This window comes from Micromonospora sp. NRRL B-16802, assembly GCF_001279555.1.
In the GTDB taxonomy this organism is placed as follows: Bacteria; Actinomycetota; Actinomycetes; order Mycobacteriales; family Micromonosporaceae; genus Micromonospora; species Micromonospora profundi.
The window spans coordinates 1-17,794 of the sequence record NZ_LGEB01000002.1; the positions used below are offsets into that span (position 1 = coordinate 1).

The 17,794-nt window shown below is 72.5% G+C and carries 12 protein-coding genes; 7 read left to right on the plus strand and 5 right to left on the minus strand.

All coding sequences use genetic code 11. The features are described 5' to 3' along the window. From ADK66_RS03165 to ADK66_RS03175, 3 genes are all read left to right on the plus strand, one after another. Positions 1-747, plus strand: a 747-nt coding sequence (locus ADK66_RS03165) for a putative Ig domain-containing protein (RefSeq protein ID WP_231639883.1), incomplete at its 5' end; no start/stop codon positions are given. 132 nt (positions 748-879) lie between these two features. Continuing rightward, on the plus strand, positions 880-2,379 hold the full coding sequence (gatB, locus tag ADK66_RS03170; RefSeq protein ID WP_053652372.1) for an Asp-tRNA(Asn)/Glu-tRNA(Gln) amidotransferase subunit GatB: 1,500 nt from the start codon (positions 880-882) through the stop codon (positions 2,377-2,379). A 120-nt stretch (positions 2,380-2,499) separates the two neighbouring features. After that, on the plus strand, positions 2,500-4,857 hold the full coding sequence (locus ADK66_RS03175) for a pyruvate dehydrogenase (protein ID WP_053652373.1): 2,358 nt from the start codon (positions 2,500-2,502) through the stop codon (positions 4,855-4,857). A gap of 12 nt (positions 4,858-4,869) precedes the next feature. Here the strand turns inward: ADK66_RS03175 and ADK66_RS03180 are convergent, their stop codons facing one another. The 3 genes from ADK66_RS03180 to ADK66_RS03190 all read right to left on the minus strand — a co-directional run bounded on the left by ADK66_RS03180 (position 4,870) and on the right by ADK66_RS03190 (position 9,568). Beyond that, positions 4,870-6,435: a metallophosphoesterase gene (locus ADK66_RS03180; protein WP_053652374.1), complete on the minus strand. Its 1,566-nt coding sequence runs from the start codon at positions 6,433-6,435 to the stop codon at positions 4,870-4,872. A 61-nt stretch (positions 6,436-6,496) separates the two neighbouring features. After that, on the minus strand, positions 6,497-7,669 hold the full coding sequence (locus ADK66_RS03185) for a sorbosone dehydrogenase family protein (RefSeq protein WP_053652375.1): 1,173 nt from the start codon (positions 7,667-7,669) through the stop codon (positions 6,497-6,499). An 81-nt stretch (positions 7,670-7,750) separates the two neighbouring features. Continuing rightward, the gene (locus tag ADK66_RS03190; RefSeq protein WP_053652376.1) at positions 7,751-9,568 is read right to left on the minus strand and encodes a SpoIIE family protein phosphatase; all 1,818 of its coding nucleotides are present in this window, start codon (positions 9,566-9,568) and stop codon (positions 7,751-7,753) included. Positions 9,569-9,753: 185 nt separating this feature from the next. Between ADK66_RS03190 and ADK66_RS03195 the strand changes: the two genes are divergently transcribed. Next, positions 9,754-10,680 (plus strand): 2-hydroxyacid dehydrogenase, encoded by a 927-nt coding sequence (locus ADK66_RS03195; RefSeq protein WP_053652377.1) that lies wholly within the window; start codon positions 9,754-9,756, stop codon positions 10,678-10,680. Positions 10,681-10,774: 94 nt separating this feature from the next. Here ADK66_RS03195 and ADK66_RS03200 read toward each other — a convergent pair whose 3' ends face one another. Further along, the gene (locus tag ADK66_RS03200) at positions 10,775-11,167 is read right to left on the minus strand and encodes a PH domain-containing protein (RefSeq protein ID WP_053652378.1); all 393 of its coding nucleotides are present in this window, start codon (positions 11,165-11,167) and stop codon (positions 10,775-10,777) included. Between the two features lie 216 nt (positions 11,168-11,383). On the opposite strand from ADK66_RS03200, the gene ADK66_RS03205 reads away from it, so the two are divergent. After that, positions 11,384-13,936, plus strand: a complete 2,553-nt coding sequence (locus ADK66_RS03205; RefSeq protein ID WP_053652522.1) for a GGDEF domain-containing phosphodiesterase — start codon at positions 11,384-11,386, stop codon at positions 13,934-13,936. 20 nt (positions 13,937-13,956) lie between these two features. Here ADK66_RS03205 and ADK66_RS03210 read toward each other — a convergent pair whose 3' ends face one another. Further along, positions 13,957-14,976 carry a LacI family DNA-binding transcriptional regulator gene (locus tag ADK66_RS03210; protein WP_053652379.1) on the minus strand — a complete coding sequence of 340 codons (1,020 nt, stop codon included), beginning with the start codon at positions 14,974-14,976 and terminating at the stop codon, positions 13,957-13,959. Between the two features lie 116 nt (positions 14,977-15,092). Between ADK66_RS03210 and ADK66_RS32130 the strand changes: the two genes are divergently transcribed. Continuing rightward, positions 15,093-15,350, plus strand: coding sequence for a hypothetical protein (locus ADK66_RS32130; protein WP_053652380.1), 258 nt, complete (start codon positions 15,093-15,095; stop codon positions 15,348-15,350). After that, a complete protein-coding gene (locus tag ADK66_RS03220) occupies positions 15,347-17,785 on the plus strand; it encodes a glycoside hydrolase family 2 protein (RefSeq protein WP_053652381.1) in 2,439 nt (812 codons plus the stop codon). Before ADK66_RS32130 ends, ADK66_RS03220 begins: the two co-directional genes overlap by 4 nt. Positions 17,786-17,794: the final 9 nt, after the last annotated feature.

A 17,794-nucleotide genomic window follows, 5' to 3' on the forward strand; every position in this document is an offset into this window, starting at 1 on the left:
TACATCGGGCAGGTGTACGCGATCCACACCGTCGAGGCCACTGGTGGCACCGGGCCGTACCAGCTGTCGGTGGTGTCGGGCAGTCTGCCGCCGGGCATGCTGGTGGTGGGTACGTCGCTCGGCGGTGCGCCGAACACGCCGGGCACCTACACGTCCACACTGCGGATGACCGACAAGAACAAGCTCTTCGACGAGCAGGACGTCACGATCGTCGTCGCCAAGGCCGCGGCCGCCTTCACCTCCGGCGACCCGCCTGCCGGTACGGTCGACCAGCCCTACTCTTTCCGGTTCACCGCCGACGGTGATTCGGACATCGCGTTCGCTCTAGCCGCCGGGGCCCTGCCGGGCGGCCTCACCCTCGACAAGGAGGGCCTGCTCAGCGGCACTCCCGGCAGCGTCGGCACGTTCACCTTCACCGTCCAGGCGAAGGGTCGCAGCACCAGCGCCACGAGCGAGGTGTCGCTGATCGTCGCCGCCCCGGCCCCGGGCACCCCCACTGCGACCCCGACCGGCCCGACGGCCACGCCGACAGCGAGCGACCCGGCCGCCACACCGTCGGAGAGCAGCCCTGCCGCGTCCCAGCCGACGCCCACGCCGTCGAAGTCGAAGGCGAGTGGCGTGTGGCTGCCGGTCACCGGACCGGGCTCGCCCCTCGTGCTGCTGCTGATGGGCGTCGTGGCGTTCTCCATCGGCGGCATCCTGCTCGTGCTGGCCTACAACCGTCGGCGCTTCACCACACCCGAGTGACACCCGACCCCGGGCCGGTCTTCCCATGCCGCCGCGCCCGGCCCGCGCGTTGATCTCGAAGCCCGGCAGCGGGGTGGCCGGGCCAGCCGATTAGGGTGGAACGGTTCTGTCCGGATCGCGCCTGGAGCTCAGATGACGACGACACTGCCCGCGTACGACGAGGTCGTCGCGCGCTTCGAACCGGTGATCGGCCTGGAGACCCACGTCGAGCTGGGTACGAACACCAAGATGTTCTGTGGCTGCCCGACGGACTTCGGCGGCGAGCCGAACACCCGGGTCTGCCCGGTCTGCCTGGGCCTGCCGGGCTCGCTGCCGGTGGCCAACAAGGCGGCCATCGAGGCGATCATCCGGATCGGCCTGGCGTTGAACTGCTCGATCGCGCAGTGGTGCCGGTTCGCCCGGAAGAACTACTTCTATCCGGACATGCCGAAGAACTTCCAGATCAGCCAGTACGACGAGCCGATCTGCGTCGACGGTTACCTCGACGTCGAGGTGGGCGGCGAGACGGTGCGCATCGAGATCGAGCGTGTGCACCTGGAGGAGGACACCGGCAAGACGCTGCACGTCGGTGGCGCGACCGGCCGCATCCACGGCGCGACCGAGTCGCTTGTCGACTACAACCGGGCCGGCATCCCGCTCGTCGAGATCGTCACCAAGCCGATCACGGGCACCGGCGCGCTCGCCCCCGACGTCGCCAAGGCGTACGTCGCCGAGCTTCGGGACGTGATCCGTACCCTCGGTGTCTCGGACGTGCGGATGGAGGAGGGTTCGCTGCGCTGCGACGTGAACACCTCCCTCAACCTGCCGGGGCAGGAGTGGGGCACCCGTACCGAGACGAAGAACGTCAACTCGCTGCGGTCGGTGGAGCGGGCGGTCCGTTCGGAGATGCTGCGGCAGGCGTCGGTGCTGGACGCGGGTGGCCGGATCACGCAGGAGACCCGGCACTTCCACGAGGACACCGGTGACACCACTTCGGGGCGCTCGAAGGAGACGGCCACCGACTACAGGTACTTCCCGGAGCCGGACCTGGTGCCGATCGCGCCGGATCCGGCCTGGGTCGCCGAGCTGAAGGCCGCCCTGCCGGAGCTGCCCCGGGTGCACCGGCGTCGGCTCCAGGAGCAGTGGGGCCTGTCGGACCTGGACATGCAGTCGGTGCTGAACGCCGGTGCGGTCGAGCTGATCGAGGCCACGGTGGCCGCCGGCACCACCCCGGCGGCGGCCCGCAAGTGGTGGCTGGGCGAGCTGTCCCGCCGGGCCAACGAGTCCGGCGTGGAGCTGGCCGACATCGGGGCCACCCCGGCGCAGGTCGCCGAGCTTCAGGGCCTGGTCGACGCCGGCAAGCTCAACGACAAGATGGCCCGTACGGTCCTGGAGGGCGTGGTCGACGGTGAGGGCTCTCCCACCGAGGTCATGACCAGTCGAGGGCTGGAGGTCGTGTCGGACACCGGCGCGCTCACCGCTGCGGTGGACGAGGCGATCGCCGCCAACCCGGGCATCGCTGACAAGATCCGCAGCGGCAAGGTCGCGGCGGCCGGCGCCCTGGTCGGCGCGGTCATGAAGACGACCCGTGGTCAGGCCGACGCGAAGACCGTCCGTGAGCTGATCCTGGAGCGTCTCGGCGTCCAGGGCTGATCGGTTAGGAAGGGCCCCTTCTTATGCACCAGGCGTTAAGAAGGGGCCCTTCCTTGCACCCCATGCACCTTTGCACCCCTTGTTGCTAGGGCGTCAACGGCGACGCCCGGATGGAGCACAGTGAACCAGCACGACCTCGATGTCCTCGACGAGATCCAGCGACGGGTGCTGTGGCTCGCCACACGGATCGTGGACGCGGCCAACCACGACCGGGCCACCGGCGACGGGGTGAAGGTCGGCGGCCACCAGGCGTCCAGCGCGTCCCTCGTCACGGCGATGACAGCGCTGTGGTTCCAGCACCTGGACGCCGAGGACCGGGTCGCCGTCAAGCCGCACGCCTCCCCGGTGTTCCACGCCATCCAGTACCTGCTGGGCAACCTGGACCGCTCCTACCTGCCCCGGCTGCGGGCCCGTGGCGGTCTCCAGTCGTACCCGTCGCGTACCAAGGACCCGGACGAGGTGGACTTCTCCACCGGCTCGGTGGGCCTCGGCGCGGCGGCGCCGCTGTTCGCCGCCGCGACCCGGCGCTACGTCGACGCGCACTTCGGCGCCCGCCCGCACTCCCGGTTCGTGGCGCTGATCGGCGACGCCGAGTTGGACGAGGGCAACATCTGGGAGGCGGTCGCCGACCCGGCCACCACCGGCCTGGGCAACGTGATGTGGCTCGTCGACTTCAACAGGCAGTCGCTGGACCGGGTGGTGCCGGGCATCCGGATCAACCAGTGGCGGGGCCAGTTCGAGGCGGCCGGCTGGCACGTCGTGGAGGTCAAGTACGGCCGCCGGCTCGCCGAGGCGTACTCCAAACCGGGTGGCGAGGCACTGCGCGACTGGATCGACGCGATGCCCAACGAGCAGTACCAGTCCCTGTTCGGGTTGACCGGTCCGGCACTGCGCGAGCAGTTCCTGGACGGCGCGCCGGCCGAGGTGGGCACCTTCACCGAGGGCATCGACGACGAGGAGCTGCGCCCGCTCGTCACCGACCTGGGCGGGCACGACCTGTCCGCGATGCTCGACGCCTACGCCCAGTGCGACGCGGTCACCGACCGGCCCAGCGTCGTCTTCGCGTACACCGTGAAGGGTTGGGGTCTGCCCATCGCCGGCAATCCGCGCAACCATTCGGCGCTGCTCAGCACCGAGCAGGTGGACGCGCTGCGGTCCGCGCAGGGCCTGACCTCCGAGACCGAGTGGGACCGTCTCGACCCTGCGTCCCCGGCAGGCATCCGGGCCGGCGCCCGCCGCGAGGCGCTGTCCCGCGCGCCCCGCGAGCGCGCGTTGGGGGTCACCGTTCCGGAAAGCACCGGAGTACGCGCCAACAAGCCGATCTCCACGCAGGAGGTATTCGGTCGGGTGCTCGTGGACCTGGCGCGGGACCGGGAGGTCGGCCGCTACCTGGTGACCACAGCCCCGGACGTGGCCACTTCCACGAACCTTGCCGGGTTCATCAACAAGACCGGGGTGTTCGCCCCCACCGAGCAGCGTTCCTGGACCGAGGACCGGATGCTGCGCTGGACCGAGAGCCCCGCCGGGCAGCACATCGAGCTGGGCATCTCGGAGATGAACCTGTTCCTGCTGCTCGGCCAGCTCGGCCTGTCGTGGGACCTGTCCGGGCAGCCACTGCTGCCGGTGGGCACTGTCTACGACCCGTTCGTGCTGCGCGGCTTGGACGCCTTCCTGTACGGCACCTACTCCGGTTCCCGGTTCGTGGTTGCCGGTACGCCGTCGGGCATCACCCTCGCCCCAGAGGGCGGTGCACACCAGTCCACGATCACCGCCTCGGTCGGCCTGGAGCTGCCCGGGGTGACGTTCCTCGAACCGGCGTACGCGGGCAGCCTGGACTGGCTGCTCTGCGACGCGCTCGGGCAGATCGCCGGCGGTTCGTCGCCGGCCGCGACCGCCGCGCCGAGAGAGGACGGGGCGTACTACTTCCGGTTGAGCACCCGACCGCTGGACCAGGCGCCGTTCGAGGCGGCCCGCGCCCGCATCGGCGACGCGGTGCTGCGCCGGCAGGTCGTCGCCGGGGCGTACCGGCTTGTCGACGCCCATCAGGCGTACCCGCACCTGGCCGACGCCCCAGTGGTGCAGCTGGCCGCCTCCGGGGCAGTGCTGCCCGAGGTGCTGGCCGCCGCCGCGGAGCTGGCCGAGGAGGGTGTCGCCGCGCACGTTGTCGACGTGACGAGTCTCGACAGGCTCTACCGGGCCTGGCAGCGCACCCTGCGTCAGGGCGTACGGACTGCCACGGTGCCCAGCGTGCCGGGTGCCCTGCGGTCCGCGTTCGCCGACCGGGTTCCCGTGGTGACAGTGCACGATGCCGCCTCGCACGCGATGGCCTGGCTGGGGTCCGCGGTCGGCGCCCCGGCGGTGCCATTGGGCGTGGACGAGTTCGGCCAGTCCGGCAGCGTGGCCGAGCTGTACGAGTTGCACGACCTGCTGCCCGGCAGCATCGTCAACGCCGCCCTGGCCGCCCTGGCCCTACGCTGACCCGGCCCCTGCTCAGCGGGTCGGGGTCGGGGTGGGCGTGGCGGACGGCCCGGCGGCCGGGGCTTCGACAATGTGGCGTTCCAGGTTGACCTGGGCCTGCCCGGTGCCGCCGACGGTGATGTCGTCGTACGCCTGGAGCATCTTCTGCTGGTCGAAGTAGAGCACGCTCATCGACAGCGGGGTCGGCTTCTCGCCCTCCAGGCCGCGTAGCCCGGCCCCGCCGGTGGAGCCTTCCACCATCAGCGTGGTGGGCTGCTGGCCGGGCGCCTCGGGCAGCTTGGAGACCTGCCGGGCGTGGGTGTGCCCGGCAAGCACCAGCGGGCAGGTGCCGGCGAGTGGCCCGGCCGACGCCGGGTCGTGCACGAGCGCGATGTTGACCGGGCGGGGCGAGCTGCGCACTGTGGCGGCGAGCTGCTCGCCGGCGCCGATCACCTGGTCGGCCACCTGCTGGGTCAGTCCGCTGCCGGCCGGGGAGGTGTTCTTGTCGGGTGTGAAACGCGGGTCACCGATGCCGGCGATGGTCAGCCCGCCGACAGTCGTGGTCGAGTTGTTGAGCACTATCGCGTTCGGTTGGCGGGCCACCGCAGCCGCCGTACGGCCCGAGTCGTGGTTGCCCCGGATGAACACGTACGGCTTCTTGAGCAGGCCGATCGAGCCGACGAAGGACTCCTCGGGCTCGCTGCCCCAGTCGGTGATGTCTCCGGTGTCGACGACCACGTCGATGCCGAACTGCTCCACCACCGTCCGGATCAGCTGCCAGCCGGTCGGGTTGAGGTGCATGTCGGAGACGTGCAGGACCCGCGTGGTGCCGGGCGCCGGCTCGTACACCGGCAGCGCCGACACTGTGGTGTAGAGCTGGCTGACGTTGCCGACGATGCGCTGCAACTGCTCGGCGTACTTCGTGTAGTCGTTGGCGATGCGGCGGGCGTCGCCGACGATCGCCGGCGCGTTGACGAGCAGGCCCTCGTAGCGCGGCTCCTCGATGGCCTGCGGGCGCAGGGTCGCCGCGGCCGTTCCGAGGCTGCCGGCGGTGATCACCAGAGCCAACCCGCCCGCCCACGCGGTACGCCGCACGTTCCGGAAGATCAACGCGGCGAGGATCAGGGTGACGAGCACCGACGCGGCGAGGGTACGCAGGCCGAGCCGCATCACACCGGTGCGGACGTCCTCCACAGCGCTCTGGCTGGCGCGGCTGATGCTCGCCGGGTCGTCCAGTAGCGCCTCGGTACGCCCCTGGTCCAGTGCGCCGAGCCGCACTGTGAGGTGCGTCGGCCCGTCATGGCTGTCCAGCAGCAGCGCGCCGAGCGGCGGTACGTCGATCGTCGTCCCGCCGTCGCTGGCGGGGGAGAGGGTGAGGGTGGCCCGGAACGGCCCGATGTCGGTGTCCACCTGCCCACCGGCCAGTACGCCGAGCACCGCCCCCGCAAGTGCCACGGCGAGCACGGCGAGGATCACGCCAGCGCGGCGTACCGGCCCGCCGGGTCGACCGATCCGCCGGGTACGTGGCGGCTCGCTGCCGGCCACCGGCTCGTCCCGGTCGCCGGTGTCGTCGTGCTGCTCGTCGCGCTGCCCGTCCATGCTGAGATTCTGACCTGCCCGTCGGAGGATCTTGGCAAACCCGCGCGGATGGTGACGCAGGTCAGCTGCGACCGCCGTCGCCGCCGGCGAAGACCACCCGCAGCAGCCGGTCGTCGTCGCCCGCCGGGGTGCCCCGCCCGTCGTGGTTGGAGGTGCTCACCCAGAGCGACCCGTCCGGCGCGGCGGCCACCGCGCGCAGTCGACCGTACCGGTTGGTGAGCAGCTCACTGGGCTGACCGAGCATGGTGCCCGTGTCGGTCAGCTCCATCACCCAGAGTCGCTTACCGCGCAGGCAGCCGGTGACAAGCAGTCGATCCGTGGCGGCCAGGCCGGAGCAGGACGCATCGGAGGTAGCCCACTGCGTGAGCGGATCGGTGTACCGCTTGTCGCCGGCCCGCCCCTCGACCTGCGGCCAGCCGTAGTTGCCGCCCTTGGTGATCTGGTTGATCTCGTCCCAGGTGTTCTGGCCGAACTCGACGGCGTACATCCGCTTGGCCTCGTCCCACGCGAAACCCTGCACGTTGCGGTGCCCCAGCGACCAGACCGGGGAGCCGGGGTACGGGTTACCTGCCGACGGCTTGCCGTCGGCGGTGATCCGCAGGATCTTGCCGCCGAGGCTCTTGACGTCCTGCGCGGCGGGGCGTTCCCCGGCGTCACCCGTGCTGACGTAGAGCTGGCCGTCCGGGCCGAACCCCAACCCGCCGCCGTTGTGCACGTTGGCCTTGGGGATGCCGGTGAGGACGGGGGTCGGCTGGCCGCCGATCTGGAGCTTGGCGACCCGGTTGTCCTGCTCGGCGGTGTAGTAGACGAAGACCGTCCGGTCCCGGTCGTAGCTGGGTGACGCGGCGATGCCCAGCAGGCCGCCCTCGCCCGCCGCCGCCACGTCGGAGATGGTCTGCACCACCCGGACCTGTAGACCCTCGGGCCCGGACTCCGGGCCGACCTGGAGGATCCTGCCGCTGTCCCGTTCGGTGACGAGTGCGCCGCCGTTGGGCAGGAAGGCGATGCCCCACGGCACCCGCAGGCCCTTGGCCAGCACTGTCGCCACCGCCTGCTGGCCGGCCCCGCCAGGGCTCGCCGCTGCCGACGGCGTCGGCAGGTTGGGGGGCTCGCCGGCCGGGTCGGGCTCCGGCTCACCGAAGCTGCAACCGGTGGCGAACAGCAGCGCCGCGCACGACGCCGCGAGGACCGAGCGGAGACGGCGGGTGCGAGGGTACGGGGGACGATCTCTCACCCGGCCCAGGGTAGCCCGCCGGACGACCCAACCGGGCCCGCCGGGGCGGACGGTACCTCGTCGGCTCCTTTGAGGGGCCTGTCAGCGGGCCCGTACGGCAAGCAGTGCCGTGTCGTCCTCGCGATGCAGGATCGAGGCGAGCAGCAGGTCGCACAGGTCGTCGAGCGGGACGGTGTCGGTGCCTGTCAACCGGCCCACCAGCTCGGTGAGCCCGTCGTCGATGGACCGGTCCCGGCGCTCGATCAGCCCGTCGGTGTAGAGCAGCAGCGTGTCGCCGGTGGTCAGGCTTGTGGACTGGCTGGTCCGCGGCGACGGTCGGGCCAGCCCGAGCAGCGGCTCCGGCGTCGCTTCGAGGACCTCGACCGCACCACCGACACGGACCACAAGGGCCGGCGGGTGCCCGGCGTTGCACCAGGTCACCTCGCGTACACCGGAGTGCTGGCGGCAGATCCGGACGAGTGTCGCGGTGGCCGCGATCGGCAGCCGCAGGCCACGGATCGCGCCGTCCAGGTGGCTCATCAACGCCCCGACCGCGTCCGGCCGGCCGAAGGCGTTGCCCCGCACCAGGTTGCGCAGCTGGCCCATCGTGGCCGCCGCTTCGATGTCGTGCCCGGCCACGTCCCCGATCGCCGCGATCAGGTCACCGTCGGGCTGGACGAAGGCGTCGTACCAGTCGCCGCCGACCTCCACCCGGTCGGCCGCCGGCTGGTAGCGGGCCGCCAGCTCCAGCTCCGGTACGACGGGCAGGTGCGGCAGCATGCTGTGCTGGAGGACTTCGGCGACGTGCCGCTGCTCGCCGTACATCGAGCTGTTGCCGATCGCCTGCCCGGCCCGGCGGCCGATGTCCACGGCGGTGAGCAGGTCCCGGTCGTCGAACTGCTGACGCCCGGGCGCGTTGACAAGTGTGATCGCGCCCAGCACGGTGCCACCGGCGGCCCGTACCGGCACGCTGAGGTAGGAGGCGATGCCGAGACGTTCGGCGATCGCCACCATCTCCGGATCGGTGGTGCCCCGTGCGACGTCGGCAAGCGACGCCACCGCACCGAGCCGGGGCTGGCCGGTTCGCAGGACCGCGCGGATCGTCGACTCCTGGCTCAGCCCGGTGGGCAGCAGGGCCGCGAAACCGTCGACGTCCGCCGCCCGGGCCGGGTCGCGGTGCACCGCCACCACCTCGCGGGGCAGGCCCGCTGGCCCGACCAGGGTGAGCAGGCACCAGTCGGCGAGCAGCGGCACCATCGTGGCGGCGAGCCGCCGCAGCGACGTGCCCACGTCCAGCGTGCCGGCGAGCGTCTCACTGACCCCGGCCAGCAGTTCCAGCCGCTCGTGCGCCCTCACGACACGGCGGCGTGCCTCCTGCGCCCCGTCCAGGGCGATCCGCAGCCGCAGCTCGGACGAACAGGCAGCGGCCAGGTCCGCAAGTGTCCGCAGCTGCCCGGCGGTCCAGGCCCGCGGCTTGCTGTCGATGGCGCAGAGCGCGCCGAGCACCCGGCCGGAGAGATCGGTCAACGGCATTCCGGCGTACGCGACCACGCCGAGGTCCTCGATGGCCTGGTTGTCCCGTACGCGGGGGTAGAGCCGGGCGTCCGGCAGCACCATCGGCACCTCGATGTCCACCACGTGCTGGCAGAACGAGTGGCTCAGGGGAGTCTGCCGCCGCTCGGACCAGGGCTCGGGCAGCCCCACCGCACCGGGAAAGAACTGCCTGTCGGCGGAGACCAGGGAGACCAGCGCGACCGGAACGTCCAGCAGGTCGCTGACCAGCCGGGCGAACCTGTCGAACGCTTCGTCCGGTGCGGCGTCCAGACCGGTGTCGGCGAGGGCGCGCAGTCGCGTTGCGTCGGCGAGCCCCGGGGGCGGGGTGCTCGCGCGTCGCGGGCTGGCGGAGGAGCCGTCGGTCATCGAGCACCTGTCTGCGGGGGCGGAGGCCGACCGGCCATCCGGCCTTGGTTATACCTCGTTCGGGCCCGGACCGAACATCGGTGTGCCGAGTCTCGCGCGCCCCGCCTCCTCGCGCCATCCCCCGGGACGCCGGTTCGTCGCCGTGCCCGCTCCGGTCGCCGCGCCGGGGACTATCGTCGGCGGACGTGAAGGTATGGATTCCACACCAGGCCGGCCTGCACCTCGTCGGCGGGCTGCCCGAGGGCGTGACGGTGGAGGTCGCCGAGCATCCCGACCGGCTGCCCTCCGGCGTGGCCGACGTCCGCTTCTGGGTACCGCCGTTTCTGAGCGGGTCGGACGCGACAGCGCTGCTGCGCGAGCTGCCTGACCTGGCCGTTGTGCAGTTGCTCTCGGCGGGGGCGGACGCCTGGGTCGACCGGATGCCGGAGGGCGTCACCCTCTGCGATGCCCGGGGTGTGCACGATCCGTCCACCGCCGAGTGGGTGGTCACGGCGATCCTCACCCAGCTGCGGGCGTTCCCCGCCTTCGTCCGGGCGCAGGCGCAGCGGCGGTGGGCGTTCGAGGGGAACACCCCGACCGACGAGCTGTCCGGCAAGCGGGTGCTCATCGTCGGCGCCGGCTCCATCGGTACGGCGGTCCGCGACCGGCTCGCCCCGTTCGAGGTGAGCTTCACCCTTGTCGCCCGGACCGCCCGACCCGAGCAGGGGGTGCATGCCGTGGCCGAACTGCCGCGTCTGCTGCCCGAGGCCGATGTGGTGGTCGTGCTGGTGCCGTTGACCGACCAGACCCGTGGTCTGATCGACAAGGAGTTCCTGGCCGCCATGCCGGACGGGGCGCTGCTTGTCAACGCCGCCCGGGGGCCGGTGGCTCGCACCGAGGCGCTGGTGGCCGAGTTGGCCTCCGGTCGGATCTCGGCCGCTCTGGACGTCACCGACCCCGAGCCGCTGCCCGTCGACTCCCCGCTCTGGACGATGCCGAACGTGCTCCTCACGCCCCACGTCGCCGGGTCGGTGCGGGGGTTGCTGCCGCGGGCGTACCGGCTGGTCGGCGAGCAGGTGCGGCGCTTCGCGGCCGGCGAGCCGCTGATCAACACGGTGGTCGACGGCTACTGACGGTCGCAGCAGGCCCGGCGTCCCGGTCGCCGCTGGTCCCGGCCGGCGTCCCGGGCAGTTGCTGCTGGTCGGGCCTCGACGGCCCTGGAGGTTGCTACTGGTCGGGGGTCTCGGTCGTTTCACTCGGCAGCGTCTGGCCGGTTGCCGAGACCAGCCGGGGCAGGTCCGTGCCGCGCACCGCGGGCAGGACGACCTGCTGACCGTCGTCGAGCCGGGCGACTGCCCGCCCGCGCGGATCGGTGGCCAGCTCGACGATGTGGTCCCAGTCGATCCTGCGTTGCCCCAGCAGCGCGCGCAGGCGCAGTTCCCGGGGGTTGGCGTCGGTGCCGGCCCGCCAGGCCCACACCCCGACGGCGAGCGGAACGAGCAACACCGGCAGCAGGTACGTCCGGGCGTTGGCCAACGGAAGGGCGCCGACGAAGGCGACGAGCGCGGCGGCCAGGATGGCTTGGTTGTACCGGAAGCGGACCGTATCGGGCGTACTCACCCAGCGATGATCCCACCTTGGCCTGGTCGGGCTCGCGGCGGGCGGTGTCGTGCCGACCCGACGCGCCGCACAGTGACACAGGTCACTGCCTGCGCCGGTAGCTGATGCGTAACCGATCTGGCCGTCGATCGTTCTGGACTGATGGGCAGTGGATCCGCAACGTCCACCGTCCCGCATCGCCGCACCGCCCCGTGCCCCCTCACGAAGGCGACCGCCGTGCCTCTCGCGTACCCGTTCCGTGTCCTCGTCCCCCGCCGGGCGGCACCGGAGGCCGCCGTGCTCGCGGCCGTCGCGCTGCTCGTTCTCGCCGGCGCCGCCGGCCTGGTCCCGGCCTCGGTGGTGATCGCGCTCGCCGGCGGCGCGGGTGCCACGCTCGCCGGGGTACGCCTCACCCGCCTGGCCAGCCGCCGCCGCACCGCCGTGACCCACAGTGACCTGTCGTCAGCCGAGCCGTCCCCGCTGGCGCTGGGCGTGCTGCTCGACGCGGCGGTGGTGGCGGCCGGTCTCACCGCCGCCACGTTGCCGCTGGTCGACACCGGGCAGCGTGCCGCTGCCCTGGCGGGTGCGCTGATCGTCGCGGCAGTGTCCGCGGCCGGGCTGCTCCGGCTGCCGGGCCGGCCGTCGCCGTGGGCAGTGGTCCGGCTGCGGGGACCGTTGTCGGCGACCGCTCCGGCGGTGGGACTGGCGCTCGCCGGCTGGCTGTTGCTTCCCGGCGACGTCGTCTCGGCGCCGGTCCGGCTTGTCGGTGCTCTGGCGCTCGGCGGGCTGGGCATGGCCGCGCTGAACGCGTTCACCGGACGGGGCCGACGCTCGGGTGCCGGCGTCTGTCGTGGCGGGGTCCTGCTCATCCTGCTCGCGCTGGCGTTGCTGACCGTCCTGCCGCCAGTGGACGCGGGTCGGGGGGCGCTTGTGGCAGTGCCGCCGCTGGTGCTCGGGATGCTGCTGACCGCGTTCGGGGCGGATGCCGCGGTGGCCGCGGGCGACGTGCAGTCGACTCTCGGTCCCGCCACGCTGACCTGGCCCCGGGTGGTGCTTCCGGCGGCGGTGTTGCTGCTGGTGGTGGGCCTGCACGCGGCTGCCGGCCGCACACCGGACCGGACGAGCGTGCTGCTCGCCCTGGCCGCGGTGCCACCGCTGGTGCTGCGTGAGCTGCTGGGCGGTGCCGACGCGGCCACCGGCGAACGGCGTGCCGCGCACCGCCGCCGTACCGGCCGCGCCCTCCGGCAACTCCGCTGGCCGGGAGCGCCGGACGACCGGGCCGAGCCGCCTGCGGACGCCAGCGAGTCCGGCCCCGACGCGCCCTGGCCGTCCGGTGGCGGCACCTCGACGGGCGGCGGCGCGACCTGGGCGTCCGGCGGTGACGCGGGCACCTCGACCAGCACTCCTGCCTGGCCGTCCGGTGACGCCGGCACCTCGGCCGGCTGCTTCGCCTGGCCCGACGATGGTGACGCCGGCACCTCGACCGGCGGCGTGGCCTGGCCCGACTGTGGTGTCGCCTGGTCGCCGTCCGGCCGTGGGTCGGTGTCGGGCGGCGACGGTCCGGCCGACCGCGCGGCTCTCCTGGACGCGCTTGCCTCGATCGGCGACGTGCCGGCGCCGGCCGGCGCGCTGCTGCTTGTGGACCTGCACGGCGCCGACGGGCTCGGTCCGGTGGCTCGGGAGGACATCCTGGCCGAGGCGGTCCTGCGGGTCCGTGCGGTCGTCGCGCCCGGCGACCTTGTCACCGGCTGCACCGGCACCGGCTTCGCCGTGGTCACCGCTGCCGGCCCGGTGCTGGCGTACGCGCTGGGCACCCGGCTGCTGGCCGCGCTCACCCCGCCGTACCGGTGGGGCGGCTCGGTGCTGCGGGTGCAGACGAGCATCGGGCTGGCCGAGGTGGGCGGTGCCGGGCCGGCGGACGTGCTCCGGCAGGCTGAGTTGGCGCGGCGACGCGCGGTCCAGCTGGGTCGGGACCGGGTCGAGTGGTACGACGCGTTCCTGGAGGAGCAGTTGGTGCGTCGGCTCGACCTGGAGCGCGAGTTGCCGGGTGCGGTCGCGCGGGGCGAGCTGGATCTGGTCTACCAGCCGGTGGTGGACCTGGCCGACCGGCAGCCGGTGGGCGCTGAGGCGTTGCTGCGCTGGCGGAGTCCGGTGCTCGGCACTGTGCTTCCGGCCGAGCTGCTGCCTGTCGCCGAGGATCTGGACCTGGTCGGGGAGTTGGAGTGGTGGGTGGTGGACCGGGCCTGCCGGCAGTTGGCCGACTGGTCGGCGGGCAACCGGGAGCTGTGGATGGCAGTCAACGTCACCACCCGGGAGCTGACCACACCCGACTTCGTGCAGCGCGTCGCCGCTGTGCTGGCCGCGTACGGGGTGTCCCCGGAGCGGCTGGTGGTGGAGGTGGCGGAGCCGAGGATCGGTGGCGACCTGTCGACTGTGGTGGCCCGGCTTGCCGGGTTGCGCTCGCTGGGTGTCCGCACGGCGTTGGACGACTTCCGGGCCGAGCACGCCTCGCTGGCCCACCTGCGCCGGCTGCCCATCGACCTGTTGAAGGTCGGCCCCGGCCTCGTGGGCGCACAGTCGGCGGGACAGCCACCGCTGATCGACGTGGTGGTCAACGTGGGTGAGCGGCTGGGTGTGGAGATCGTCGCCGAGGAGTTGGAGTCACCGATCCAGGTGGAGGGGGCGCACCGGGCCGGCTGCCACTACGGGCAGGGTTTCGCGCTGGCCCGTCCGGCCACCGCCGAGCGGGTCGAGGCGTACTTCGAGGAGTTCCCGTCGGCGTCCCGCTGAACCCGGCTACCGAACCCGGTTCACCGCTGGCGGGGCGGTGCGGTGCTGCCGCGTGGCGTGAGGTGCGGTGTCTCATCCTGGACGCGGGTCGCGGGCTGCCCGGCGATGACGGCGAGCAGTTGGCGGGCGGCGTGCGCGCCGTACGCCGGAATGTCGCGGCCGAGGGCCGTGAGGGGCGGGTGCACGAGCCGGCAGAGTGGTGAGTCGTCCCAGGCCACTATGGACAGGTTGTCCGGCACGGTGAGCCCCATCTCCTGGGCGACGGAGAGCCCGGCGATCGCCATCACGTCGTTGTCGTAGATGACGGCGGTGGGTCGCTGGGCGGAGCTGAGCAGGCGGCGGGTGGCCCGGCCGCCCTCCTCTCCGGTGTAGTCGGACCAGACGGTGACCGCGTCGACCAGGCCGAGCCGTTGGCACACCGCCGTGAAGGCTTCGGTGCGGATCGCGGTGTGCCGCAGGTCGGGCAGGCCGCCGACCCGGGCGATCCGTCGGTGCCCGAGCGCGACCAGGTATTCCACGGTCTCGGTGAGCGCCGCGGCGTCGTCGGACCAGAGGCTGGACAGCTCGCCGGTGCCGCCCGGCCCGCCGATGACCACTGCCGGCAGTTGGAGCTGTTCCAGGGCGGGGATGCGTCTGTCGTCGGTGCGCAGGTCGCAGACGAGCACCCCGTCCACCCGACGCTCGGCCCACCAGCGCCGGTAGACCGCTATCTCGGCGTCGTGGTCGGCCACGACCTGCAGGGTCAGCGCGTACGAGCGGGCGGAGAGTTCCGCCTCGACGCCGCTGATCAGCTCCATGAAGAACGGCTCGATGCCCAGTATCCGGGCCGGTCGGCAGAGTGCCAGGCCGACGGCCTCGGCGGTGGCGGCGGAGAGCGCACGGGCTGCGCTGCTCCGGCTGAACCCGATCTCGGTGGCGATGGCGAGGATGCGTTGCCGGGTGGCCTCGGAGACGCCGGGTTGCCCGTTCAGCGCGTACGACACGGCGCCCTTGGAGACGCCGGCACGCCGGGCGACGTCGGCGATGGTCGGCCGCTTCACCGGCGTGCTCCTCCGCTCCTGCCCCGGGGTCGGGGTTCTGACCTTGCCATGGCCGTGGGCCTCGTGTCGGCGGCCCCAACGTAGCGCAACCGGGAGCGACCGGCCGTCCGCGCCGTGTGCCCGCCCGGGCGCCACAGGACACGCCGGCCGGGCTCTGGACCTACCTGCTGCTCGCGGTCAGCATGCTGTTCGCCGCGTTTCCGCTGTACTGGATGTTCGTCATCGCCACGAGCGACGACGAGGCGTCGGCGAAGCTGCCGCCCGCAGTGGTGCCCGGCGGGGAGTTCATCGCTACCGTTCCCCTGCTGGTCATGCTGTTCATCGGTGGACGTCAGGTCGTCCGCGGAATCATGGAAGGCGCGGTGAGGTCGTGACTCCGTTGCACGAGGGCTGGACCCTGCGGGCGGTACCCGGACCGCAGGTCCCGGCCGGAATCGCCGACCGGACGGTGCCGGCCACAGTGCCCGGCTGCGTGCACACCGACCTGCTCGCCGCCGGCATAATCCCCGACCCGTACCTCGACGACAACGAACTGGCGCTTGCCTGGATCGGCCGCACCGACTGGGTCTACCAGACCACGTTCGTTCACGAGCCGGGCGACGACGAGCGTGTCGACCTGGTCTGCGCCGGCCTGGACACGGTCGCCACCGTCACCCTCAACGGCGTCGAGGTCGGCCGTACCGCGAACATGCACCGTGGCTACCGGTTCGACGTCCGCTCGCTGCTGCGCGACGGCGACAACGACCTCGTCGTCGCGTTCGACTCCGCGTACCGGTACGCCGAGGCGCTGCGGGACCGGCTCGGCGACCGGCCCAACGCCTACCCGGAGCCCTTCAACTTCATCCGCAAGATGGCCTGCAACTTCGGCTGGGACTGGGGGCCGACGCTTGTCACAGCGGGCATCTGGCAGGACATCGGCCTGCACGCCTGGTCCACGGCCCGGCTGGCCACCGTCCGCCCGCTTGTCACACTGGACGGCCGGGACGGGCGGGTGGAGCTGCACGTCGAGGTCGAGCGGGTCGCGGCCGTCCCGCTGACAGTCCGCGCCACAGTCGCCGGCGTCCACGCCGAGGTCGTCGTCCCGGCCGGGGAGCGCACTGCCGTGCTCACAGTCACCGTCCGCGAGCCCGCACTGTGGTGGCCCCGGGGGTACGGCGAGCAGACGCGCCACCCGCTTGAGGTGACCCTGTACGCGCCGGACGGCGACGCCCTGGACACCTGGTCCCGTCGGATCGGCTTCCGTTCGGTGCGACTGGACACCACCGAGGACCAGCACGGCACCCCGTTCGCGTTGTCGGTGAACGACGTCCCGGTCTTCGTACGCGGGGTCAACTGGATCCCCGATGACGTGTTTCCCACCCGGATCACGCGGGACCGGCTGGCGCAGCGGTTCGACCAGGCAGCCGGCGCCAACATCAACCTGCTGCGCGTCTGGGGCGGTGGCCGGTACGAGTCGGACGACTTCTACGACCTCGCCGACGAGCGTGGGCTGCTGGTGCAGCAGGACTTCCTCTTCGCCTGCGCGGCGTACCCGGAGGAGGAGCCGTTGCGCACCGAGGTCGAGGCGGAGGCGCGGGAGCAGGTGACACGCCTCGCCGGTCACCCCTCGCTGGTGCTCTGGACCGGCAACAACGAGAACATCTGGGGCTGGCACGACTGGGACTGGCAGGAGCCCCTTGCCGGGCGTACCTGGGGTCGTGGCTACTACCTCGACGTGTTGCCCCGGATCGTCGGCGCGCTCGACCCGACCCGCCCGTACTGGCCGGGCAGCCCCTGGTCGGGCAGCGAGGCGATCCACCCCAACGACCCGGCGCACGGCACCACGCACATCTGGGACGTGTGGAATACCGACGACTACACCAGATACCGGGAGTACGTGCCGCGCTTCGTCGCCGAGTTCGGCTACCAGGCCCCACCCGCGTACGCGACGGTGCGCCGGTCCATCTCCGACGACCCTCTCGCGCACGACTCGCCGGGCATGGCTCACCACCAGAAGGCAGCCGACGGTGACGTGAAGCTGCAACGCGGTCTGGACGCGCACCTGCCGCCGCCCGCCGACTTCGACGACTGGCACTACCTCACCCAGCTCAACCAGGCCCGCGCCATCCAGCTCGGCGTGGAGCACTTCCGCTCACACCGGGACGTCTGCGCCGGCACCATCGTGTGGCAGCTCAACGACTGCTGGCCGGTCACCTCCTGGTCGGCCGTCGACGGCGACGGTCGGCGCAAACCCCTGTGGTACGCGCTGCGCAACGCGTACGCCGACCGACTGCTCACCGTGCAGCCGCGCGACGGCGGGCTGGCCCTGGTGGCGGTGAACGAGACCGCGCAGGCGTGGACAGGGCCGGCCACCATCACCCGACTCGCCCTCACCGGGGAGCCGAGGGCGAAGACCTCGGTCGACCTCGACGTTCCGGCGTACTCCTCGGTGGTGCTGGCGCTGCCGACGGAGCTGGCGGGGCCGGACGAGGTCCGCGCCGAACTGCTGGTCGCGGAGGCCGGGGACACCGCGGAGCGCGCGCTGTGGTTCTTCGCCGAGGACCGCGACGTCGACTGGCCGGCGGCGGCGTGGGACGCGACGGTCGAGCCGGTCGACGGTGGCCAGCGGGTGCGGGTGACCGCCCGGACGGTGCTGCGCGACCTGACGCTGTTTCCGGACCGGCTCGATCCGGCCGCGCAGGTCGACAGGGCGCTGGTGACGCTGCTGCCGGGGGAGAGCGCCGTGTTCACGGTGCGCGCGCCCGGCCCGCTCGACCCCGGGGCGCTCACCAGCCGTCCGGTGCTGCGCTGCGTCAACGACCTCACCTGAGAGCGGCCG

What these genes read in the sequence shown, in the direction of transcription:
- gatB (WP_053652372.1), top strand. Translation starts at nt 880, where the DNA reads ATGACGACGACACTGCCCGCGTACGACGAGGTCGTCGCGCGCTTCGAA.
- ADK66_RS03180 (WP_053652374.1), bottom strand. Translation starts at nt 6,435, where the DNA reads ATGGACGGGCAGCGCGACGAGCAGCACGACGACACCGGCGACCGGGAC.
- ADK66_RS03190 (WP_053652376.1), bottom strand. Translation starts at nt 9,568, where the DNA reads ATGACCGACGGCTCCTCCGCCAGCCCGCGACGCGCGAGCACCCCGCCC.